20 protein-coding genes and 2 riboswitches are annotated in these 21,502 nt (G+C 58.1%); of the genes, 12 read left to right on the top strand and 8 right to left on the bottom strand.

The annotated features are described in order from the left end of the window. The first annotated feature begins 3 nt into the window (after positions 1–3). From TPH_RS13610 to TPH_RS13560, 11 genes are all read left to right on the top strand, one after another. Positions 4–306, top strand: coding sequence for an ATP synthase subunit I (locus TPH_RS13610; RefSeq protein WP_015051768.1), 303 nt, complete (start codon positions 4–6; stop codon positions 304–306). 85 nt (positions 307–391) lie between these two features. Next, positions 392–1,066: a F0F1 ATP synthase subunit A gene (atpB, locus tag TPH_RS13605; RefSeq protein ID WP_015051767.1), complete on the top strand. Its 675-nt coding sequence runs from the start codon at positions 392–394 to the stop codon at positions 1,064–1,066. 75 nt (positions 1,067–1,141) lie between these two features. After that, a complete protein-coding gene (atpE, locus tag TPH_RS13600; protein WP_015051766.1) occupies positions 1,142–1,378 on the top strand; it encodes an ATP synthase F0 subunit C in 237 nt (78 codons plus the stop codon). A gap of 119 nt (positions 1,379–1,497) precedes the next feature. Continuing rightward, positions 1,498–1,983 carry a F0F1 ATP synthase subunit B gene (atpF, locus tag TPH_RS13595; RefSeq protein WP_015051765.1) on the top strand — a complete coding sequence of 162 codons (486 nt, stop codon included), beginning with the start codon at positions 1,498–1,500 and terminating at the stop codon, positions 1,981–1,983. Further along, positions 1,980–2,546, top strand: a complete 567-nt coding sequence (locus TPH_RS13590; RefSeq protein WP_015051764.1) for a F0F1 ATP synthase subunit delta — start codon at positions 1,980–1,982, stop codon at positions 2,544–2,546. Before atpF ends, TPH_RS13590 begins: the two co-directional genes overlap by 4 nt. A 1-nt stretch (position 2,547) precedes the next feature. Continuing rightward, positions 2,548–4,083 carry a F0F1 ATP synthase subunit alpha gene (gene atpA / locus TPH_RS13585; RefSeq protein ID WP_015051763.1) on the top strand — a complete coding sequence of 512 codons (1,536 nt, stop codon included), beginning with the start codon at positions 2,548–2,550 and terminating at the stop codon, positions 4,081–4,083. A gap of 18 nt (positions 4,084–4,101) precedes the next feature. Further along, complete coding sequence (gene atpG / locus TPH_RS13580) at positions 4,102–4,983, top strand: ATP synthase F1 subunit gamma (RefSeq protein WP_015051762.1); 882 nt, start codon at positions 4,102–4,104, stop codon at positions 4,981–4,983. 14 nt (positions 4,984–4,997) lie between these two features. Beyond that, positions 4,998–6,440: a F0F1 ATP synthase subunit beta gene (atpD, locus tag TPH_RS13575; protein ID WP_015051761.1), complete on the top strand. Its 1,443-nt coding sequence runs from the start codon at positions 4,998–5,000 to the stop codon at positions 6,438–6,440. Further along, a complete protein-coding gene (locus tag TPH_RS13570; protein WP_015051760.1) occupies positions 6,441–6,881 on the top strand; it encodes a F0F1 ATP synthase subunit epsilon in 441 nt (146 codons plus the stop codon). Positions 6,882–7,030: 149 nt separating this feature from the next. Further along, positions 7,031–7,154, top strand: a riboswitch (molybdenum cofactor riboswitch). Positions 7,155–7,476: 322 nt separating this feature from the next. Then, positions 7,477–8,169, top strand: coding sequence for an ABC transporter permease (locus tag TPH_RS13565; RefSeq protein WP_015051758.1), 693 nt, complete (start codon positions 7,477–7,479; stop codon positions 8,167–8,169). Between the two features lie 19 nt (positions 8,170–8,188). Continuing rightward, positions 8,189–8,929 (top strand): ABC transporter ATP-binding protein, encoded by a 741-nt coding sequence (locus tag TPH_RS13560; RefSeq protein WP_015051757.1) that lies wholly within the window; start codon positions 8,189–8,191, stop codon positions 8,927–8,929. A gap of 37 nt (positions 8,930–8,966) precedes the next feature. Here the strand turns inward: TPH_RS13560 and TPH_RS13555 are convergent, their stop codons facing one another. From TPH_RS13555 to TPH_RS13520, 7 genes are all read right to left on the bottom strand, one after another. Next, complete coding sequence (locus TPH_RS13555) at positions 8,967–10,091, bottom strand: solute carrier family 23 protein (RefSeq protein ID WP_015051756.1); 1,125 nt, start codon at positions 10,089–10,091, stop codon at positions 8,967–8,969. A gap of 382 nt (positions 10,092–10,473) precedes the next feature. Beyond that, positions 10,474–11,667: a molybdopterin molybdotransferase MoeA gene (locus TPH_RS13550; protein WP_015051755.1), complete on the bottom strand. Its 1,194-nt coding sequence runs from the start codon at positions 11,665–11,667 to the stop codon at positions 10,474–10,476. A gap of 57 nt (positions 11,668–11,724) precedes the next feature. Continuing rightward, positions 11,725–12,753, bottom strand: a complete 1,029-nt coding sequence (locus TPH_RS13545) for a molybdopterin-binding protein (protein WP_015051754.1) — start codon at positions 12,751–12,753, stop codon at positions 11,725–11,727. Between the two features lie 19 nt (positions 12,754–12,772). Further along, complete coding sequence (fdhF, locus tag TPH_RS14935) at positions 12,773–15,457, bottom strand: formate dehydrogenase subunit alpha (protein WP_081578693.1); 2,685 nt, start codon at positions 15,455–15,457, stop codon at positions 12,773–12,775. Between the two features lie 844 nt (positions 15,458–16,301). Next, positions 16,302–16,421: riboswitch (molybdenum cofactor riboswitch) on the bottom strand. A gap of 291 nt (positions 16,422–16,712) precedes the next feature. Beyond that, a complete protein-coding gene (locus TPH_RS13530) occupies positions 16,713–17,909 on the bottom strand; it encodes an MFS transporter (protein WP_015051750.1) in 1,197 nt (398 codons plus the stop codon). Positions 17,910–18,161: 252 nt separating this feature from the next. Next, positions 18,162–19,016, bottom strand: coding sequence for a translation initiation factor eIF-2B (locus TPH_RS13525; protein WP_015051749.1), 855 nt, complete (start codon positions 19,014–19,016; stop codon positions 18,162–18,164). Further along, positions 19,013–19,417 carry an NUDIX domain-containing protein gene (locus tag TPH_RS13520; RefSeq protein WP_015051748.1) on the bottom strand — a complete coding sequence of 135 codons (405 nt, stop codon included), beginning with the start codon at positions 19,415–19,417 and terminating at the stop codon, positions 19,013–19,015. Before TPH_RS13520 ends, TPH_RS13525 begins: the two co-directional genes overlap by 4 nt. 234 nt (positions 19,418–19,651) lie before the next feature. On the opposite strand from TPH_RS13520, the gene TPH_RS13515 reads away from it, so the two are divergent. Beyond that, positions 19,652–20,518, top strand: coding sequence for a YwmB family TATA-box binding protein (locus tag TPH_RS13515; RefSeq protein WP_028991270.1), 867 nt, complete (start codon positions 19,652–19,654; stop codon positions 20,516–20,518). Here the strand turns inward: TPH_RS13515 and TPH_RS13510 are convergent. Further along, a complete protein-coding gene (locus TPH_RS13510; RefSeq protein ID WP_015051746.1) occupies positions 20,515–21,081 on the bottom strand; it encodes a metal-dependent transcriptional regulator in 567 nt (188 codons plus the stop codon). The two genes, TPH_RS13515 and TPH_RS13510, sit on opposite strands and share 4 nt — an antisense overlap. Between the last annotated feature and the right edge of the window lie 421 nt (positions 21,082–21,502).

The following is a 21,502-nucleotide window of genomic DNA, read 5'->3' as shown; positions in this document are numbered from 1 at the left end:
GCGGTGAACTACCAATCCCTGCTGCTCGGCCTTTTGTGGGGGGCGGCAGTTAGCATCGGGAACCACTTCTATCTCCAGTGGACGATTAAAAAAAACCAGGACCGGCCGCCCGATCAGGGGATGCTGGCGGTAACCAACTGCTATCTGACGAGGTACTTCATCAATATCCTGGCCATGTTCCTGGTTTACCGGGATATGTGGATGCTCGTGGGGACTGCTGTTGGGCTGACTGTGATGAAAAATGTGACTATAGTGCGCGAATACATCGCTGCCAGGAAGCGTCCTTTCAAAAAAAAACCGCAGTAGTTATCTTCTGGACGTGGGGATTGCAAAGTGGTTAAAATTGTTGTAATGTAAGGGATATAGTGGGAGCCTGGAAAGGGGTTTGTCGATGGAACACGGTAGTCAAGTGCTGTTTACGGTTTTCGGACTAGAGGTCACCAGCCACGTAACGACCATGTGGGCAATTATGGCGTTTTTGCTGCTCGTCTTCTTTTTAGCGACCAGGCGGATGCAGAAGGTACCGGGCCGTTTTCAGTGCCTCCTGGAGTATACCATCGAAGCCTTGCTGAACTTTTTCGGCGGCATTATGGGGCCGCAGAAGGCGCGCCGCTATTTTCCGATCCTGGCCACCCTCTTCCTCTTTATTCTGATCTCCAACTGGTCGGGTATTCTCCCGCTGGCCGGACATGTTAAGGGCTTTACGCCGCCTACGAGCACCCTCAGTGTAACGGCAGGGCTTGCAGTTGTGGCCTTTATCACCTCTGTGGTTGCCGGATTGCGGGAGAAGGGTGTCGGATACTTGAAGCACTTTTTCCAGCCCTTCTTTCTCATGTTCCCTTTGAATCTTATTGAAGAGCTTGTTAAGCCGCTGTCACTGTCCCTGCGACTTTACGGAAATATCTTTGGCGAGGAAACGGTGGTCGCCGTTTTGTTGGGGTTATTTGCGCCTTTGACACCGGTTCCCATGCAGCTGCTGGGGCTTCTCTTCGGCTTTATTCAGGCTTTGGTGTTTACGACGCTGACCGCCATTTACATCGCCAATGCCACAGCAGAGGCTCACTGAGGGCATGGTGGACCGATGGCTTTAAGGATAACCTTTAAATCAACTTAGGTAGGGGGCAGAAAGGAGGGAGAAAATATGGATTTGACGTCTGCGATCATTGCTTTAGCCGTTGCATTGGTGATGGGTATTGCCACAATCGGCCCCGCTCTGGGTCAGGGTACTGCTGCAGCAAAGGCCCTGGAGGGCATGTCCCGGCAGCCGGAGATGTCCGGAGAACTGCGGACTACCCTCATTATTGCCATGGCATTTATGGAGGCCTTGACCATTTACGGACTTTTGATTGCTTTCTTGCTGCTCGGCAAGATGGGTTAAGTCCCCGTGAGAAAGTGGCTGGCATCACAAGGTTTTTCAGGGTATGATACCCGGGGCGTGCCGCGTTTCCGGTCGGTGCACGCCCGGGTATTTATGGACCCGCTGCTGGAGGGACAAAAGTGGAACTGAATCTGTATACAGCGATCTGGGCAATTGTAAACTTTCTGGTAATCCTGTTTATCCTGTATAAATTTGGATATGGGCCGGTAATCGAGTTCCTGGATAAGCGGAGGGAGGAGATAGCCCGTAACATTGCCACAGCGGAGCGCAACCGCGCCGAGTCCGAAGCCCTCCTCAAGGAATACCAGGAAAAGATCGCCTCCGCCAGGGAGGAGGCTCAGGATATTGTGGCACGGGCCACCAAAGCCGCTGAAGAGGAGCGGGCGGCCATTCTCTCTCAGGCGCGCGATGAGGCCACTGCCCTGCTGGAGAAGGCGCGCCAGGAGATTCAACGGGAACGCGACGAGGCCATCTTTGCCCTGCGCCGGGAAGTAAGCGAACTGGCCATTATGGCGGCAGAGAAAATCCTGGGTCGCAATCTCAGCCAGGAGGACAACAGGCGCATGGTGGATGACATTCTGAAAGAGGTAGGGGAAATTCATTGATCGAGAAAGCGGTTGCACGGCGCTATGCCAGAGGTCTTTTTGATGTCGCCCGGGAACAGAACCAGGTCGAAGCTGTAGCGTCCGATCTCCAGGAGGTGGTGGCGACCCTCAGGCAGAATCCGGAGCTGAGGGAGCTGCTGGAGCGCCAGTGGGTTGCGACCAAAGATAAGAAAGAGCTGCTGAGAAAACTGTGGCAGGAGCGGGTTTGCCGCCTGGTTTATAGCTTTCTGGAGCTACTCATTGACAAGCACCGGGAGCGATATCTGGAGGCCATTGCGGAGGTCTATCTCGACCTGGTGAGAGACCTCAAGAACATTATCGTTGCCGAGGTTAGAACCGCTTTTCCCCTGGACCCGCAGCGTGAGGCTGCCCTCAAACAGGCCCTGGAGAAGATGACCCGGAAAAACGTCGAACTGAGGGTGAGCGTCGATCCAGGGCTCATCGGTGGGCTCGTCATTAAGGTTGGGGACCGCGTTTATGACGGCAGTGTCAAAAAACGCCTGCAGATGCTGGGAGCGCGTTTTGTTGAAAGACCTTTAGGAAAGCTTGAGGTGGGAACGTAAGATGGGGATTCGTGCCGAGGAGATCAGTTCTCTTATCAAAACCCAGATTGAGCGCTATCAGTCGGAGATCGAGGTCGCCGATGTAGGCAGCGTCATCCAGGTCGGTGACGGCATAGCCCGTGTTTACGGTTTGGAAAAGGCTATGGCCGGTGAACTCCTGGAGTTTCCGGGAGGAATTTACGGGATGGTGCTGAACCTGGAGGAGGATAACATCGGGGTCGTACTGCTGGGGCACTATGAGCATATCAAAGAGGGGGATGTCGTCAAGAGCACGGGCCGGATCGTGGAGGTGCCCGTGGGGGAGGCTTTGATCGGACGGGTGGTCAACGCCCTTGGGCAGCCCCTTGATGGAAAAGGCCCCATCGAAACCGAGCGCTTCCGCCCGGTGGAGTTCCTGGCGCCAGGCGTTGTCAAGCGTCAGCCGGTAAAGGTCCCCCTGCAGACCGGCCTGAAGGCGGTGGATTCGATGATCCCCATCGGGCGCGGGCAGCGCGAGCTGATCATCGGCGACCGCCAGACGGGGAAAACCGCTCTTGTGGTTGATACCATCATCAACCAGAAGGGGCAGGATGTGATCTGCATCTACGTGGCCATCGGCCAGAAGGCATCCACAGTTGCCGGGGTCATCGAGAAGTTCCAGGAGACGGGGGCCATGGATTATACAATTGTGGTTGTGGCGACTGCCAGCGATCCGGCTCCTCTCCTCTATCTGGCGCCCTATGCCGGATGTGCCATGGGTGAGGAATTCATGTACAACCATCACAGGGATGTGCTGGTGGTCTACGATGACCTTTCCAAGCATGCCGTCTCCTACCGCGAGCTTTCCCTGCTCCTGCGGCGTCCGCCGGGCAGGGAGGCCTATCCGGGAGACGTCTTTTATCTCCACTCCAGACTGCTGGAGCGTGCGGCCAAGCTGAGTGACGAGATGGGCGGGGGCTCACTTACTGCCCTTCCTATTATCGAGACCCAGGCAGGGGATGTTTCGGCATATATTCCGACCAATGTTATCTCCATCACCGACGGCCAGATCTACCTGGAGCCCGATCTCTTCTATGCGGGCATCAGGCCGGCCATCAACGTGGGTATCTCCGTCTCCCGTGTAGGAGGCTCGGCCCAGATCAAGGCCATGCGCCAGGTTGCCGGGAGACTGCGCCTGGATCTCGCTCAGTACAGGGAGCTGGCCGCTTTCGCCCAGTTCGGTTCCGACCTGGACAAGGCCACCCAGGCCAGGCTTGCCCGGGGTGAAAGGATGACCGAACTTCTCAAGCAGGGGCAGTATGTACCGATGCCTGTGGAGGAGCAGATAATTGTCATTTACGCAGGTGTTAACGGATTCCTGGATGGCCTCCCGGTGGAATCCATCCAGGAGTGGGAAAAAGAATTCCTGCGCTTTGTGAGGAGCAATCACCCGGAGATCCTTGCGGAGATCAGGGAGAAGAAGGAGCTCTCCGACGAGTTGATGGAGCGGATGAACAAGGTGATCAAAGACTTTACAGATGAGTACGGCGCCGCCTTTTCCATCCAAAGGACTGCCTGAGCGACAGGGGTGATCTAATTGCCGGAACAGATGCGGGACATCAAAAGGCGAATCCGGAGCATTAAAAATACAGAGCAGATAACCAAGGCGATGGAAATGGTGGCTGCGGCGCGCTTGCGGCGCGCCCAGGAGAAGGTTGAAGCAGCCAGGCCCTACGCCCGGGAGATTCAGGGGATGATCGAGAGAATTGCCGGGGCCTTTGCCGAATCCACCCACCCTCTTCTCGTACCGCGCGAGCGGAAGAGCGTGGGTTATGCTGTTTTTACTTCCGACAGGGGGCTCTGTGGGGCTTTCAACGCCCATATCATCCGACAGGCGGAGACGGTTATGGCGCAGGAGGAAGATACCGGGCTCGTCGTTATCGGGCGGAAGGGGCGCGACTACTTTCGCCGCCGGAAGTACAACCTCGTTGCGGAGTTCCTGGCCATCGGAGATGAGCCGACGATGGCGCAGGCGCAGGCCATCTCCCGCGCCCTGGTCAAGCTCTATGAGGGGAATACTTTTGATGAGATCAATCTGGTATTTACGGAGTTTATATCCACGGGAAGGCAGCACCCGAAGGTGGTGAAGCTGCTTCCGATTGATGTGGATGGCGCTCCTGCCGCCGCAGCGGAAGAGGATGGCGAGGCAGATTATCTCAGTGATTACTTTATCGAGCCGAGCCCGCGGGCCGTTCTGGAAATGATCCTGCCTCGCTTTATCGACGCCGAGGTTTACCGCGCCCTTCTGGAGTCAAAGGCCAGTGAACACGCGGCGCGGATGGTGGCCATGAGCCACGCCACGGAAAACGCCGGAGAGATGATCCAGCAGTTGACCCTGTTGAGCAACAAAGCCCGTCAGGCGGCGATTACCAAAGAGATCTCCGAGATCGTCGGCGGGGCGGAGGCCCTGAAAGGATGAAGGAGGTATAAGAGTTGAGTGAACCAAACTATGGCACCGTTGTCCAGGTTATCGGGCCTGTTGTAGATATTGAGTTCCCCCCGGGGCATTTGCCGAACCTTTACGATGCCATCAAAATAACCAGAGATGACCAGGATGAGGAAATCAAGGCGACTCTGACGCAGAACGTCAATGTTACGCTGGAGGCGATGCAGCATCTTGGCAACAACACCGTCAGGTGCGTTGCCATGTCCTCCACCGATGGAATCAGGCGCGGAATGAAGGCGCTGGACACCAGATCGCCGATCAAGGTTCCGGTGGGGCGGGGAACGCTGGGGAGGATTTTCAACGTTCTGGGGGAGACCATCGATGAGAAGGGTCCGGTAGAGGCGGATGATTATTACCCCATCCATCGCCCTGCTCCCTCTGTGGTCGAGCAGCGCCCGGCCAGGGAGGTGCTGGAGACCGGGATTAAGGTTATCGACCTGCTGGCCCCCTTTGCCAAAGGTGGCAAGATCGGCCTCTTTGGAGGAGCCGGTGTCGGCAAAACCGTCGTCATCATGGAGTTGATACGGAACATCGCCTACGAGCACGGAGGATTTTCCGTTTTTTGTGGGGTCGGTGAACGGACCAGGGAGGGGAATGACCTCTACCTGGAAATGACTGAGTCCGGGGTTATCGATAAGTGTGCCATGGTTTTCGGCCAGATGAACGAGCCGCCGGGTGCGCGCCTCAGGGTGGGACTGACCGGCCTGACGCTGGCGGAGTACTTCCGGGATAGCGAGGGGCAGGACGTTCTGGTTTTCATCGACAACATCTTCCGCTTTACCCAGGCCGGATCCGAGGTGTCCGCCCTCCTGGGCAGGATGCCTTCGGCCGTAGGTTACCAGCCGACCCTGGCGACGGACATGGGTCTGCTCCAGGAACGGATCACCTCGACCCGCAAGGGCTCAATTACCTCGGTGCAGGCGGTCTACGTTCCTGCCGATGACCTGACCGATCCGGCGCCGGCGACCACCTTCGCCCATCTGGATGGTACCGTTGTTCTCTCCCGCCAGATCGCCGAGCTGGGTCTCTACCCGGCGGTAGATCCCCTTGACTCCACCTCCCGCATCCTTGACCCGAATGTGGTGGGGGAAGAGCATTACCAGGTGGCGCGGGGTGTGCAGAAGGTTCTCCAGCGCTATAAGGATCTGCAGGACATCATCGCCATCCTCGGTATGGATGAATTGTCGGAGGAGGACAAATTAATCGTGGCGCGAGCCCGCAAGATCCAGCGCTTCCTCTCCCAGCCCTTCTTTGTGGCCGAGGCCTTTACGGGACGGCCTGGGGTTTACGTTCCCATTAAGGAGACCGTGAGGGGCTTTAAGGAGATCCTGGAGGGGCGCCATGACGACATCTCCGAACAGTGCTTCGTTTATGCCAGCACCATTGACGAAGTGGTCGCCCGGGCGCGCGAACTGGAGGCTGTCAGTTAAGTGGCGGAACAGGCTAAGGAAAAAGGGAAAACCTTTCGGTTGGAGATCGTTACCCCCGAGCGGGTTGTCGTCGAAGAGGATGTGGAAGGAGTGGTCATCCCTTCGCAGGACGGCCTGCTGGGCATCTTGCGCAATCACGCCCCTATTATCGGCGGGCTGGATATCGGTGTGATCAAATACGTCAAAGAGGGGCAGCCCCATTATGTCGCCTGCGGTATGGGGGTTTTCGAGATGAGCGGCAACGTCCTGCGCATCCTCCCAGATACTGCAGAGCGGGGGGAGAGGATTGACGTGGAAAGGGCAAAGCAGGCGCGACAGCGGGCGGAGAAACGCCTCCGGGAGAAAGCGGAAGGTCTGGATGTTCTCCGGGCAGAGCTGGCCCTGCGCAGGTCCCTCGCCCGGTTGAAGGCTGCCGAAGCGGCGGGCAAAATGGTTAAATGAAGGAGATATCTGACGGCCGTTACCGGAAACCCGGGAGCCTGTTGCCCGGGTTTTTTGCTCCGCAGTGTCAGGTGGAAAGCGGCACAATTAGTCGCACAGGGAAGGATTTTGCCGGTTAAGTCACGAAGATCTTAAAAGAATAATAAAAAATGGGATCTTTTCTCCGAGCCAAAAGGCCTGAGGCCGGCTCTCCGGCTATGGTCTTTGGCCGCTGGGCAGGACGGGAAACCGCCTTGCCTCCCGTGTTTGGAAAGGAGAGATCTTATCGTGGGATGCAAAGCCTGAACTGAAGCGGTTTTTCGATTAAGCTTAGTTCAGGCGTTTTCTTTTGGGCAGGAAGCGGCCGCAGGGGGCGCTGCCTCCGCAGGATAGCAAAGGCGCTTTGTTCTTGTTCTTTTCGCTTTGAGCTCCCGGGTCCGGCCCATCGTGGCCCTGCCCTTCCGTGGTTGGTCGCTGCTCGCCAGCATTGAAGAACGCCGGAAGCAAGGGGAGGCGGCAACCAACAAGGGCAAGTACCTGCAAGGTTTCGGCCTTCGACATTTGATGGGACACATTTGCTGATTGCCAAAACTTTTGTCAGAACTTCGGTGATAAGATGACAGATAACGGTTTACTCTCTTCGATCTGGCAGTTTTTTACCTCCCTGGGGGATGAATTCACCGGCATTGTCGGCCTTTCCCTGGCTGTTTCCGGAAGCGCGGTTGTCATCGGGGCGCTGATCGGGGTACCGCTAGGGGCGTTGCTGGGGCTGAAGAGGTTTCCCGGGAGGAAGCTGCTGCTGCGCTTGATCTATACCTTGATGAGCCTTCCCCCGGTTCTAGCCGGGCTGGTGGTCTACATGGTCTTTTGCCGGAACGGCCCCTTGGGTTTTCTGGACATTCTTTTCACACCGGCGGCCATGATCGTCGCCCAGGTGCTTCTGGCTACGCCGATTATCGCCGGCATCTCGGCAGCGGCAGTTGCCGCCAAGGAGAAACTGGCCATGGATACGGCCAGGTCGCTGGGAGCCAGCCGGCGGCAGGCCGCCTGGATGGTGATTAAGGAGGCGCGCTCCGGGATTATTGCCGGTATTATGACGGGGTTCGGCAGGGCTTTTGGGGAAGTGGGGGCGGTGATGCTGGTAGGCGGCAACATCCGCTATTATACCCGAGTTCTGACCACCTCCATCGTGCTGGAGACCAGGCAGGGCAACTTCGAGTTCGCCGTTGCTCTGGGGGGCGTTCTGCTCGCCCTTTCCTTTATTGTCAGCAGCATCCTGCTCCATCTGGATGAATCCAAACTCGGATAAGAAGGCGGGGAGTAGTGCCATGCCGGAATTTTTATATGAGATTGAGGACCTGGTTAAAAAGTACGACGGGCGTACGGTACTGGAGATCGACGACCTCAAACTCGAGGGGAATAAGATCTACGCCATCCTCGGCCCCAACGGGTCTGGAAAAAGCACCCTGCTCCGGATACTGAACCTTCTGGAGGAGCCTGCCTCGGGCAGGGTGATTTTTCGGAACATCGATACGGGCCGGGTGGGGGAAGGGGTGCGCCTGAAGCTGAGGCGCCAGATGTGCATGGTCTTTCAGCATCCTTACATGTTCAACACCTCCGTCTATAACAATGTGGTCTATGGGCTGAAGCTGCGCGGCCTCCCTGCCGCCGAGATCAGGGAGAGGGCGGAAGAAGCCCTTTCTTTTGTAGGGCTTAAAGAACTGAGCCGGCGCAGCGCCGTCAGGCTGTCGGGGGGAGAAACCCAGCGGGTTGCCCTGGCCAGGGCCATTGCCATCAGGCCGCGGGTTTTGCTCCTGGACGAGCCCACCGCCAACCTCGACCCTGACAGTGTGGCCCTGATCGAAGAACTTATCCGGAAGGTGCACGACGAACTGCAAACGACGGTTCTGCTGGTGACTCACAATCTTTTCCAGGCACGGCGGGTAGCGGAAGAGGTGCTCCTGCTCTACCAGGGGAGGCTCGTGGAGAAGGCGCCGGTCGAGGAGATCTTCAACTGCCCCAGGTCCGAGTTGACCAAGCAGTTTGTGACCGGAAAGATGATCTATTAGATGCGGAACCACTTCTTCTCCAATCCCTTGCCCAGCGCTATTCCGGCGATGAAGGCGACGGCGGGATTGATCGCCAGGGCAAGGGCGGCCACGGCCAGGATGAGGAAAAAGTCCTCCCGGCACCCGGTGCCCCCTCTGGCTGCCAGGGCGAGGTCGAGACCGCTGTAAAAAGGAGACAGCCCAGGGCGGCATCGGGGATCAGGGACAGGACTTTGGCTCCGTTGCCTCCCAACAGCAGCCCCACCACCAGCAGGATGATGCCGATGATGTAAGGGGTGTGCTTTGTCCTGCCGCCGAAGCGGTAGTGGGCGGCCACCCCCCCGCTCCCGTGGCACATCATGTACCCTCCAAAGGGCGCTGCCAGGAGGTTGCCCAGCCCCATCGTCAGGCAGAGATTTCTGTCATTCACCCGGCGGGCTTTGCTGCCGTAGAGTTCCGCGGTGAGGGCGGTCGTCACCAGGACTGCGTTTGTCAGTGTGAGGGGGAGCTGGGGCAGGACGACCATGAAAAGGCTCTTCTGGAAATCGGCGGCTGCAGGCCAGATGATGGAGGGCAGGTGCACCCCGAAGGCGATCCGGGGCAGGTCGAGGCCGGGGTGGAGTATCACGTTGAGTGCCGTTCCCACCAGAACTGCCATAATGGCGGCGGGGAAGCGTCTGCTGCTGAGGAGGGGCAGCATCATGATCAGCACCGGCCAGCCCAATAAGGGATCGGCAGCGACCATCTTGATCCCGAGGGTCGCCAGGGAAAGCCCCAACCCTACCTGAATCCCCCCGATGACCCCCGGAGGGGTGATCCGGGCGATTCTGTCGATGAGACCGGTAACGCCCAGGAGAAACAGCAGCAGACCGATCATCAGCCCGGCCGCCGCCACCTCCCCGGGAGTCAGCTTTTGCACCAGGACGGCCGCCGAAGCCGCCTTCATGGGCTGAACCGCCATGGGAATCCTGTAATACCAGCCGCAAAAGAGATAGAAGAGCCCGAATCCGGTGAAGATGCTGGCGGGGTTGAGCCCGGCAACGGAGATGGCTCCGAGCACATGGGGGAGGAAAGTGCCCAGGTCACCCATTGCTCCCGAAAGTTCTCCCAGGAAGCTCTTCTGTTCCGGGTTTTCCCGTTGTTTTTCGGCTGCTTCTGTGAGGCTCTCTTTGTTGGTGGCCATGATTTCTTCTCCTAAGTTTTCTGTTATTCTTTTCGACAGATGGAAGGAGACATCCTGTCTCCTTCTTTCCAGAATCTATTCCCGCCAGTTAAAATTGCTGTCCAATTACCCCGCTGGCTTCCATCCTGAACAGGAAAGTTCTCGATCTCTGCCACCCGGTTCCCGTTATTAAAGCGCCGGTCCGGGCGAGCACCAGGTTCGTCAAGGCCGGCTCAGGGCGCTCTTGCCTGCTGGCTCATGGTATTCTTCCGGTTTAGAATCCTGATATTCAGGTCAGATGCCCATACCGCTAGGTGGGTACCGGCAAAACAGGAAGCATTCTCTGGGTTATTTCCTGCGACCATTCAACATCCGCCCGATAGCCCCGCACAACAGGATGGCATCAGGCGTTTTCCAGGAGAATGATCTTCACCTCATCACCCAATTGCAGCGGCGGGTGTCCCGCCGGAAGGTCGATGAGGCAGTTGTAATCGATAAGGGAGTGGAGATTGCTGGGTTTTTGAAAGGGAAGCACGGCTACCCTCCACCCCTGATGGCTGCCGAGAGCGTACCCCAACAGGAAGCGCCGCGGCCCTCCCCTTTTAGGGAAGGAATTGGTGGCGACTGCAGGAATGCGGTGCAGGTAGGGGTTAAGCCCCTGCAGGGCGCGCAGCACCGGGGCGGCCAGGAGGTGGTAGCCGACGGCACAGGGCACCGGGTTACCCGACAGCATCAGGATAATCCTGCCGTCGAGAATACCGGCAGAGGTGTGGCTTCCCGGTTTAACCTGATACCCCGCGAAGAGCGGGCGCCCTCCCACCCTTTCTATGAAATGGTGCCCCGGGTCGTTGTTGCCCGAAGCCGTTCCCCCGATGGTCAGCACCACGTCCGCTTCCATCAGCAGTTCCCCGATCTGCTTTTCGGTCTTCGTGCGGGCGTAATGGATAGCGACGACCTGACCACCGGTGCGGCGGGTCAAAGCGGCCAGCAGGGGGCCGTTGCTGTCCCGGACCTGGCCGGGGAGGGGGGTGGCCTGGTGAGGTGCGATCTCTTTCCCCAGGTTTACAATCGCCACCCTGGGACGGCGGAAGACGCTGATTTCCTGAAACCCGAAGGCCGCCAGCACGGCGCTCAAACCGGGGGTGATCCTTGTGCCGCGCCGGGCGATCACCGCTCCGGCCGGGAAGTCCTCTCCCTGATCCCTGATGTTTTCCCCGACGGTTAGATCCTTATCAATGGTCAGGATGCCGTCCTTCACCATGGCATCTTCCTGGCGGACGACCGCCGCGGTACCGGGTGGAATATGCCCCCCTGTGAGGACACCTGCTGCCTCCCCGGGGCCTAGAGGGTGACCGGGGAGATCCCCTGCCCCCAGGATTCTCTTCACGGAAAGGGGGCTCCCTCTCTTCCCCTCGCGAGGGATGGCAAACCCGTCCAGGGCCGCCTGGGGGTAAGGGGGAAGATCGTGAGGAGCAAAGATATCTGCGGCAAGAACCCGCCCCGGTGCTTCCTCTAGGGTGATCGTCTCGCTTAGCAGGGGTTTTATCGAACTCAGGAGGAGCTCCTGGGAGTCCTCCAGGGGCAAACAACTTTTCATTTTCAAAATCCCCATTCCTTGAAATCTTGCTTAGCTCAACGGAGAATCTGTCACCGTTTACCAGGCGCTTTTCCCGAAGGAGCAGTGCGGGTAGTGGCATGCTTCGCACTCGGCGCAGAGACCGCCGTGACCGAGGGCGACAATATCCTCCCTGGTTATCCGGTCGCCGGCGAAGAGCCGCGGCAGGACGAGGTCGAAGATGGTGGTTTTGTTGAACATGACGCACCCCGGCAGCCCCACGACGGGCACGTGCCCCAGATAGGCCAGCATGAACATGGACCCGGGGAGCACGGGAGCGCCGTAGGTGACCACCTGGGCTCCTGTTCCCCTGATCCCCGCCGGTGTGACGTCATCCGGGTCCACAGACATCCCTCCGGTTACCAGCACCAGTTCCGCACCCTCCCCGATCATCTGGAGAATCTCCCGGGAGATGCAGTCCGGATCGTCGGGGACGATCACCTGGCCGAGCATTCTGGCACCGAAGGGGGCGGTTTTGCGTCTGACAATACTGCAGAAACCGTCCCGGATGCGGCCTTCATAAACCTCTGTTCCGGTGGTGACAACTCCCACCCAGAGGGGCCGGAAAGGTAAAACTGTCAGGAGAGGAGAAGGGCTGCCGCAGTGCCTTTCCGCCTCTACCAGGATCTCATTTTCGATGGCCAGAGGGATCACCCGGGTGCCGGCGACGGGCTGCCCTGCAGCAACCGGCCGGTTGTTATGAAGGGTGGCCAGGGAGATCTTCTCCAGGCTGTTCACCCGGTTGAGCTGCTCCAACCGGACTTTCAAAATGCCGTCGTGAGCTGCTTTCAAAGTCACCTTCCCCTGGTTGGGTTCCCCCCAGGTGACCCCCGGCCCGGCGGCACTCCGGGCGAGCCGGATGGCGGCCTCATCCTCGTGGACGAGGCCTGCCCCCGGATCCCAGACGTAGATATGCTTCTTCCCCATATCCAGAAGGGCAGGGATGTCGGCGGGAGTGATGATATGCCCCCTTCGGAAGGCCCGGGTCTTTTCCCTGCCGGGAACGATCTTTGTCAGGTCGTGGCAGAGGATCATCCCTACTGCCTTGTTCACAGGAACTTTCTGCATTTTTCAATGCCTCCCGGGTTTACTGATTCAGCTTCTCCACTCTCACCGCACATACTTTATATTCTCCGGTTTTGGTGACCGGGTCGACGGCGTCACTTGTCAGGACGTTGGTGGGGCTGTCTGCATAGTGGAACGACATCCAGATGATACCGGGCGGCACCCGGTCGGTCACCTGAACCCTGGTAACGAGCTGGCCGCGCCTGGAGGTCACCTTTACCCTGTCCCCTGTAGCCAGCTTGAGGCGGGAGGCATCATCGGGGTTGACCTCCGCGTACTCCTCCGACCACATGCTCTGGATGCCTGCCGAGTACGGGGTGGTGACGTTGTAGTGGAAAAGGATCCTTCCGGTGGAGAGGAGGAAGGGGTACTCGTGATCCGGCAATTCCGCCGGAGGCACATGGTCGATCCCCTGGAAGAGCCCTTTGCCCCGGGTAAAGGTTGCTGCATGCAGGTATCTGGTTCCCGGGTGGTCGGCGGTCGGGCACGGCCACTGGAGCCCTTCCTTCTCGATTCGGGAATAGCTGATCCAGGCGTAGGACGGGGTCAGGGAGGCCATTTCCTTGAAGATCTCCTCGGCGCTGTTGTAGTTCATGGGATAGCCCATTCTGGTGCTCAATTCCATGATCGTCTGCCAGTTGGTGCGCCCGGGGAGCGGTTCGATGGCTTTACGGACGCGCTGGACGCGGCGCTCGGTGTTGGTGAACGTCCCGTCGGTCTCCGCAAAGCTTGCCGCAGGCAGGATCACATCGGCATAGGCTGCGGTTTCCGTCAGGAAGAGCTCATGCACCACCAGGAATTCCAGTTTCTCCAGGCCGGATTTAATATGGTTGGCGTTGGGGTCGGTCAGGACCGGGTTTTCCCCCAGAATGTACATGGCCTTGATTTCACCGGAATTGGCCTTATCGAACATCTCCGGGATCATCAGGCCGACATCCGGAGGCAGGGAAACCCCCCAGGCCTTTTCAAACTTCTCCCGCACCGACGGGTCGGTGACCTTCTGGTAACCGGGGTAAACGTTGGGGAGGGCGCCCATATCGCAGGCTCCCTGAACGTTGTTCTGCCCGCGCAGGGGATTGACGCCTGTGCCGGGGCGGCCGATGTGCCCGGTCAGCATGGCCAGGTTGGCAATGCTCATCACATTGCTGGTGCCGCAGACATGCTCGGTGATCCCCAGGGTATAGAAGATCCCGGCCTTGTCGGTGGTAGCGTAGAGGCGGGCCACCGCAGTGATATCCTCCACCGGCACACCGGTGAGTTCGGAAACGTATTCCGGCGTATATTTCTCGACGGTCTCCCTGAGGGCCTCGAAGTTCTCCGTTCGCTCTTCAATGAACTTCCGGTCGTAGAGCCCCTCTTTGATGATGACGTGCATGATGCCGTTCAGGAGCGGGATGTCCGTACCCGGTTTGAGGCGCAGCCAGTAATCGGCCTCTTCTGCCAGTTCGGTGCGCCGCGGGTCGACGACGATCAGTTTGGCGCCCTTCCTCTTCGCCTGTTTCATCTTATAGCCGATAACGGGATGCGCTTCGGTGGTGTTGGTTCCGATCAGGAATAATAGTTCGGCCTCCAGAATTTCGTTGATGGAGTTGGTCATTGCGCCGCTGCCAAAGGAAGTGGCCAGACCGGCCACTGTGGGCGCGTGTCAGGTGCGGGCACAGTGGTCGACGTTGTTGGTGCCCATCACCGCCCTGACGAACTTCTGAACCAGGTAGTTTTCTTCATTGGTGCACCTGGCGGAACTCAATGCAGCAAAAGAGTTGGCCCCGTATTTCTCTTTAATTTCCTTCAAACGCTCAGAGATGGTGGTGAAGGCTTCATCCCAGCTAACAGGCACGAACTCCCCGTTTTTCTTAATGAGCGGGGTTTTCAGGCGCTTGTCGCTGTGAACGAAATCCCAACCGAAACGGCCCTTGATGCAGAGCGCCTTCCCGTTGACCGGGCTGTCCGGATTGGAAGCCACCCCGGCGATCTTCCCATCCTTGACCAGGAGGTCGAAGTTGCAGCCGGTGCCGCAGAAGGGGCAGGTGGTCCTCACCCTCTTGTATTCCCATCTCCGGCCCCGCCCCCGCATCTGTTTCTCTGTCAGGGCTCCGGTAGGGCAGACCGACACGCAGTTCCCGCAGTAAACGCAGTCGGATTCGATTAAGGGGGTATCGCCGAACGGCGTCACCTTGGTATTAAAGCCGCGATAGGAAAAGTCGATGATGTCCTTGCAGGTAATCTCGGCGCAGGCCCTGATGCACCTGCCGCAGAGGATGCACTTGTTTAAGTCCCGGATGATGAAGGGGTTGCTCTCCTCCAATTCGTAGTTATGTTTTTCACCGCCGATAAAGGGGCTTTGGGTGACACCGTAGCGGTAGCAGTATTCCGCCAGCTGGCAGTCCCCCAGTTTCTCGCAGGTGAGGCAGTCCAGGGGGTGGTTGGCAATTAACAGCTCCAGGATGGTTTGGCGCGCCTCGATGACCGCCGGTGTGGCGGTGCGTACAACCATTCCCTCGCTTACCACGGTGACGCAGGATGCCGGGAGGTTCCGCATCCCTTCGATCTCCACCACGCAGAGGCGGCAGGCCCCTACGGGCGTCAGGTCCGGATCGTGGCAGAGCCGGGGGATGTGGATCCCCGCTCGTTCCGCCGCCTCCAGGACCGTGATCCCTGCCGGAACTTGAACCTCCTTTCCGTCTATGGTTAGCTTGACGAGTTCCATCAATACCACTCCTTTCAAATTTTGGTTGGTCGATAACACCATTCAGGCGATCTGTTATCTCTTCGGGACACAACAGCTGTCATGAAAATACCTTTCGGTTTATCCTTGCGCTTGCTCCCGGACTCCGGTTTAACTCGCCCTAAGACTTGTCGCAGACGGCAGCCGACCGGCTCCTATGCGCCTTCCCTGGCGCAGAGTCGCCTATCTCGACATCCTGTCTCGATTCGGCTGCCGTTTGCTGCTCCTTCGTCAAGGGCGAGTAACAACCTCCGTCAGGTCGCTGCGCCGGCAAGGATAAACCCTTTTTTCGTTCCTCTGTTGGTGCCGCCAGAGGCGGCGTGAGGGTCTGCCCTGAAGATAGATGTTGGAGGCCTGATTTCAGAGGATTGCTGGAATTGTCTAAAGCCGGTTCCCAAGCAACCCCGTACAACCTGACTCCACCCTGTATTGACGTCATTCTGATGGTGTTGCCGCAAGCGGTAAGGGTATCGGGCTCTGATCGAGTTTATCGGGAAAAGTGCAACTCCGGCTTTCTCAAATCGCAGAGATCTCTCGACCGTATCAGGCAAAAAAAGTTCCCGGGTTGTCTTTCCTTCCGCCCAGAAGGAAAGACAACCCAAGTATGGGAAAAGGAATGTGAGAACACGGGAAAGCTGTTTTTTCACTTAAAGGTGCACCTGCCTCCGGATAAACCCGGCGCTCCCGCCGCCGCAGCGACTGCCGGGACGGTTGCCCCGGAGACGACCTGGCAAGATAATGGCACTGACCCGGTTGGACATCGAGCCCCCCTAATTATGCGGCGATTAAAAAAACCGGGGTGCGGAAATCGCACCCCGGCGAGCGAACGCTTTTGCCGTAGTCTCCTTTCCGCACTGGGAGGCGCACCCGTTTCCAGGTACACCCTATCGGTTCGACCGCCATAGCAAACTGCCACAGGACGGTGAACTCGGAGAATTGAATTAATATAGAAAAAATAATTCGCCAGCTTCACAAGAATTCCTTCCTCGGAATCAATTTTTTCGATATTGAGTAGTCCGCCGCCTCTATCGCCGGGCAGTAGAATCGGTAGAGAATGGTGCCGTGGGCGCTTTAAAACTGAGGATGGCAGGGGCGAACCGTGCAGCTATGCTGGGGAGACTGGGAATGAGCCCTCTCCGGTAGAATTGCTGAATCTACTAAAACCGCAGTGGATTAAACGTCAAGGAAGTCAACCAGCAGGACGCGGCTGCGTTTACTGCCTCGTGCCGGAGGATGCTCACGAGGTTCCTCTGAGCTGTTCCCTGGTTGTAATCAGGACCGGCACCGCGGCCAGCTGGACGACCACCGAGAAGATTACCAGAGTGGGGATCGAGCTTTCGTAGAGAAATCCCATCAGGGAGCTGCCCAGAAACCAGAAGAGGCCGTACCCGGTGTTAAAGATGCCGTAAGCGGTGCCTCGCTTGTTGGCCGGGACCATCTCTGAAATTGTTGCCCGCAGGACCGATTCCTGGGCGGCCATTCCGATCCCCCAGACCGCCATACCGGCGACGGCAAGCCCGCTGCCGCCCAGGAAGACCAGGGGGGCAAAGAGGGCCGAAAGGATGGCTGAAATGATCAGGGAATTTATCCCGATGCGGTCGAAGAGGCGCCCGAAGATCAGAGCGGCGATAGCGTCAATCCCCATGGCAAAGGCGTAGAGGAGGGGTACCATCTGATCACTGAAGAGGGAGGCCTTCTTGAAGTGGAAGGCCACCAGGGCGAAGTCGGCATAACCGGCGGCAAGGAGGGCAGTGGCAGCCAGGTAGAGCCAGAAGGCCCGGGGCAACCCCTTCCCCTGAAGGATCGTCCGTTCCCGCTCCAGGTCGCGTGGGCTGGGATAGAGCACCCGGGCGGTTACCAGTACCAGGATGGCCATGACGGCAGGGATAAAAAGGACGGCGAAGCTGCTGCGGTAGCTGCCCCGAAAGTACATGACAGCGGCGATGAGCAGGGGGCCCAGCAATGCCCCAACCTGGTCCAGGGCCTCGTGGACGGCGAACCCCCAACCCCTCCCGACCTCGGAGGTGGCGTGAGAAAGCATGGCATCCCGTGCCGGAGTGCGGATTGCCTTCCCGAAACGCTCGGCGATGACCAGGAGGGCGGCTACCTGCCAGGAACCCGCCAGGGCCAGGAGGGGAACGGCGAGGAAGGTCATGATATACCCTGTGAAGGCGATTACCCAGTATTTACCCGTTTTGTCGGTGAGAATTCCGGAGAAGAGCCGCAGGGCGTATCCCACCAGCTCCCCGAGCCCTGCCACAACTCCTACTGCGGTGGCGCTGGCTCCCAGGACGGCCATGAAGGGGCCGGTGATGCTGCGTGCTCCTTCGTAAACCACATCCCCCAGCAGGCTGACCAACCCCAGCAGGAGGATAAACCTCATGGCGTTTTTCCTGCCCTGTTCCTGCCCGCTCCTGTCTTTATTTTTTTCCATTATGTACATCTCCCCTCTGAATTGTTCTGAGGCAGAATGTCCGATGTCGGAAGCTTGAAGAAAATCTCCTCTCATCCAGCATAGTTACTCTTGATTCTGTCGGCTTACTTTCAGGAATTTAGTAAGATTAAGTTTCGGGTGGACACCGGGTTCGCTCGGGCCCGGCGCAAGGGTTCTCATCTTCACCCGGTTGAGCCTGCTTAAAAAAGGTTCCCGGTCGGGAGTTTCCTGCCTCTATTGATGGAATAAATCTCAGGTGGCCGCAGGGCCGGCTGAGTATTCGGCAACTCGGCCGGGGTCAATAATCCCTTCTTCGCAGATGATTCCCTTAATCATCCAGGAGGGTATAAGCTGAAACCCTTCTTCCAGGGTGATGGCGCCTCTGGGATGGAATTTCAGGGATTCGCAGACGGCGTAGAAGGGCACCCTGGGGTGGCGTTCCGCAGCCGCCGTTGCCAGCTCCAGGGTGGGGTAGCCGTTGACTAGAGAACCGTCCGGAAGAACGGCGTCAGCTCCCACCAGGATGAGATCGGCCTCTGCGACCGCTTCTCTTGCCCGGTCGTCGGGTATCACCCGGCAGTTGATGCCCTTTTCCCGCAGCCGGCAGGCGGTTATTTCCCCGTAGCTGTAGGCGCCGAACCGGGATTCCAGCACCGTTACCGGGAATCTTTTCTCCCGGGCGGCCTGCTCCAGCACCTGCAGGATGGTAGAGCTGTAGCTGCAGGTGACCATTCGTGTGCCGTCAGCAAAAAGACCGGCGGCAGCGGTGACGGCCTGCCCCTTTGCCGAGGAGATCTCCTCCATGATCTCTGCTGCAGCCCGGACGGCGAAGGTTCTCAGAGACTCGATGTCCTTTTCCCTCCCGGCATATTCCGTCAGGCGGCGCCGGAACCGGCCCACGGAGCTGGCAATGATCGCCATCGAGGGACGGGCCGCGATCAATTCCCGGCAGATGACCCCCATCTCCTCCAGGAAGCCGGCGGTGGTAGGGGAGCGGTTTTCCTGAGCCGCCTCCCTCAGGATTTCCAGTGCCCGGCGGGAGAGTTCTCCGGCCCCGTGGGTGCGGTCCTCCCTGATGGAGTTGATTCTACCGACCAGATCCTTCATTGGACTCTCTCCCAGGCTTCCCAGAGGCCGGGTACCGTTTCCAGATCCCGGATCTCCGCGGGGTTGACCCAGCGGCACTCGGTGTGCTCCCAGTCTAAGGCTATTTTCCGCCTGTCTTCTAACCGGAAGCGGAAGGGGTGAACCACCCACTTAATAGCGAGTTTTTCGTCCACGACCTCCAGGGGTAGGCCGGCTTTGACCAGCGCGACGCTCTCCTCCTGAAGTCCCGCCTCTTCCCGGAGTTCGATGAGCGCCTGTTTCGATGGGGCGTTACCCTCTTCAATGTAGCCGCTGATGCCGGCCCACCGCTCCCGGTAGGAACCCACCCGGCTGCTGCGCTTGAGCACGAGAACCTCCCCGTCGTGCTCCAGAAAACAGGTAACAACATGGTTTTCCCGCAATTCATTCTCCCTCCCGACCAATAGTTATCGCAGATTCCGGCACCGGTTTTTATCCACCGTCACTTACCTCTGCAGAACCCCCGGCTTGGTAAGGCTTTACGTTGCCGCAAGCAGTCGGCTTTCTCTAAGGCGGCCAACCGGGTGGCAAAATGAATCTTTTGTAGCAGTTTTTCGCTGCAGTTCATAATTAAATTATACATCAGTGGCCGCTGCTTTTTTTGAAGAGCCGTGGAATTGCGCGGAGATTTTTGTGAGGTTGCCGTTGCAGCCCGGAAACTAAACCATTCCGGTGTAAGAATAAAGCGGCTGCTCCCGGGGGAGACTGGAGGTAGAAAATGGAACACGAGAGGTGTTCTGGGGATGAAAACGCCTGCGCTGATAAAAAGGGCTTTGCCGCTGATTATTCTCGCCGGAGCAATCCTGGCGGCAGTGGGCCCGGGGAAAAGGCTGACCCTTGCCGAACTCTCCTCCCTGCTCGCAGAGGGGGGAGTGCTGGTGGAGGGGTATGAACTGGAGGGGTGGTCGGTGCTCGAATCCTCCGGGGAGCTTACCGCTGTATGGGAAAAAACGGGGCTGGAGGAGGCGCTGGGAATTGCGGATGCCGGGATAGAAACCGTTCCTACTTCCTGGGGGGACCGCCTTCAGGTGACGTCTTCAAAGGATGGGGTTGCCGTCCGGGCCGCCGTTCAGAGAATTGCAGGAACCGGCGGGCGGGATCTCTGCTGTATTCTGGTCCGGTGCACGCTGCCGGCGGAAACGACGGGGATCCCCGACTGGGAGAGGAAAATGAAGAGGGCCTTTTCCTCTCTGGGAGAGGATGGCGGAATCTCGATGACGATAAGGGGGAAAATTCCCGTCCCCCTCGGTGACGAGGCGCAGCTTGCCTGGGGGCGGGCGATCTTCCGGGAGCTCCGTTCCCCGGTGACCGGAATCCTCCGGGAAGGCAGCTACCTGAGCCTGACCGGCTACTCCTCTCTGCTGCCGGATGCCGTGAAGGTGTCCGGAGAAAAAATAAATATCAATCTGGCCCTGGTTGGGTCTGAAAATGAGCGGGAAACCCGGGTTTATCTGGGTACGCCATTAATATCCTGCGAATATTAGAGAAAACCGATTTTTTCGGAAGGGGATACGCCTTCTTTCAGGTCCGGGCAAACAGGCCTGTTGCCGCTGAGGGCGCTTTTCTGCGCTGCCTTTTGATTATGATTTTTTCTGAACTGGTCAAACTGTTCCCGTACGTAGGAGTTTTCTGTCAGAAACTCGTTGAAAAGGGACAGCAGCTGGAGGGTATGGACGCTGATGTGGTGTTCGATGAGCTCCGTTTCTATCAGCAGGTTTTCCCCGACCCCCAGGAATTTCAGGAATTTTTCCACGATGTTATGCCTTTCCAGAAGGAACCTGCCCATTTCCTGTCCGCTCTCGGTGAGGAAGATGATCCCGTACTTCTTGTAATCCAAAAGCCCCAAGGCCGTCAGTTTCTGGACCATTTTTGATGCCGAAGAAGCCTGGACGTTGAGGAACCGGGAGAGGGTGGTGATGCGGATATAGCCGTCTTTAAGGCTTGCCCGGTAGATCATTTCCAGGTAGTCCTCCATGGAGGATGTGAGGACCTTTTTCTTCTGTTCTAGAAGCTGATAACCGCGCACCGTATGAAAGTGTTTCTTCACCTGATCATCCCCCCGGATTGTTGATTGAGCGCAAGACCTGCAATCTCTCACCGATTCGGAAGCGCCTTTCGGGCTTAACCCGCTTGGAACGTTTTTTTATATATATTCAGATCAGACGGCATAATTTCTCCCCGGCTTGTTATAATGATCTTTTTTATGGCTTCGCCCACCCGGGGCGGCGAAGGCAATTAAAAGATGGCCGGAGTGTATTGACACCGTTGTGTCGGTCGAGGTATTATATGTGTACTATAACATATATGACACATAGTACGCTATATAACAGCGGAGACCACCATGCCGCCAGCGGCGGCACCAACAGAGTATGAAAATACCCGACGGGTCTACCGGCGAGCGACCCATGGAAGGCCGGGTAACAGGACAGGCGAAGCGGGGATGACAGGTCGGAATGCGAGTACAGACA

Origin of the sequence: Thermacetogenium phaeum DSM 12270, from assembly GCF_000305935.1 — a bacterium.
In the GTDB taxonomy this organism is placed as follows: domain Bacteria; phylum Bacillota; class DSM-12270; order Thermacetogeniales; family Thermacetogeniaceae; genus Thermacetogenium; species Thermacetogenium phaeum.
The sequence above is the reverse complement of the archived record's forward strand: the minus strand, read 5'-3'. Positions and strand labels throughout refer to the sequence as shown.

What these genes read in the sequence shown, in the direction of transcription:
- TPH_RS13545 (WP_015051754.1), bottom strand. Translation starts at nt 12,753, where the DNA reads ATGCAGAAAGTTCCTGTGAACAAGGCAGTAGGGATGATCCTCTGCCAC.
- TPH_RS13525 (WP_015051749.1), bottom strand. Translation starts at nt 19,016, where the DNA reads ATGAAGGATCTGGTCGGTAGAATCAACTCCATCAGGGAGGACCGCACC.
- TPH_RS13560 (WP_015051757.1), top strand. Translation starts at nt 8,189, where the DNA reads ATGCCGGAATTTTTATATGAGATTGAGGACCTGGTTAAAAAGTACGAC.
- atpE (WP_015051766.1), top strand. Translation starts at nt 1,142, where the DNA reads ATGGATTTGACGTCTGCGATCATTGCTTTAGCCGTTGCATTGGTGATG.
- TPH_RS13565 (WP_015051758.1), top strand. Translation starts at nt 7,477, where the DNA reads ATGACAGATAACGGTTTACTCTCTTCGATCTGGCAGTTTTTTACCTCC.
- TPH_RS13555 (WP_015051756.1), bottom strand. Translation starts at nt 10,091, where the DNA reads ATGGCCACCAACAAAGAGAGCCTCACAGAAGCAGCCGAAAAACAACGG.
- TPH_RS13550 (WP_015051755.1), bottom strand. Translation starts at nt 11,667, where the DNA reads ATGAAAAGTTGTTTGCCCCTGGAGGACTCCCAGGAGCTCCTCCTGAGT.
- TPH_RS13530 (WP_015051750.1), bottom strand. Translation starts at nt 17,909, where the DNA reads ATGGAAAAAAATAAAGACAGGAGCGGGCAGGAACAGGGCAGGAAAAAC.
- atpB (WP_015051767.1), top strand. Translation starts at nt 392, where the DNA reads ATGGAACACGGTAGTCAAGTGCTGTTTACGGTTTTCGGACTAGAGGTC.
- atpA (WP_015051763.1), top strand. Translation starts at nt 2,548, where the DNA reads ATGGGGATTCGTGCCGAGGAGATCAGTTCTCTTATCAAAACCCAGATT.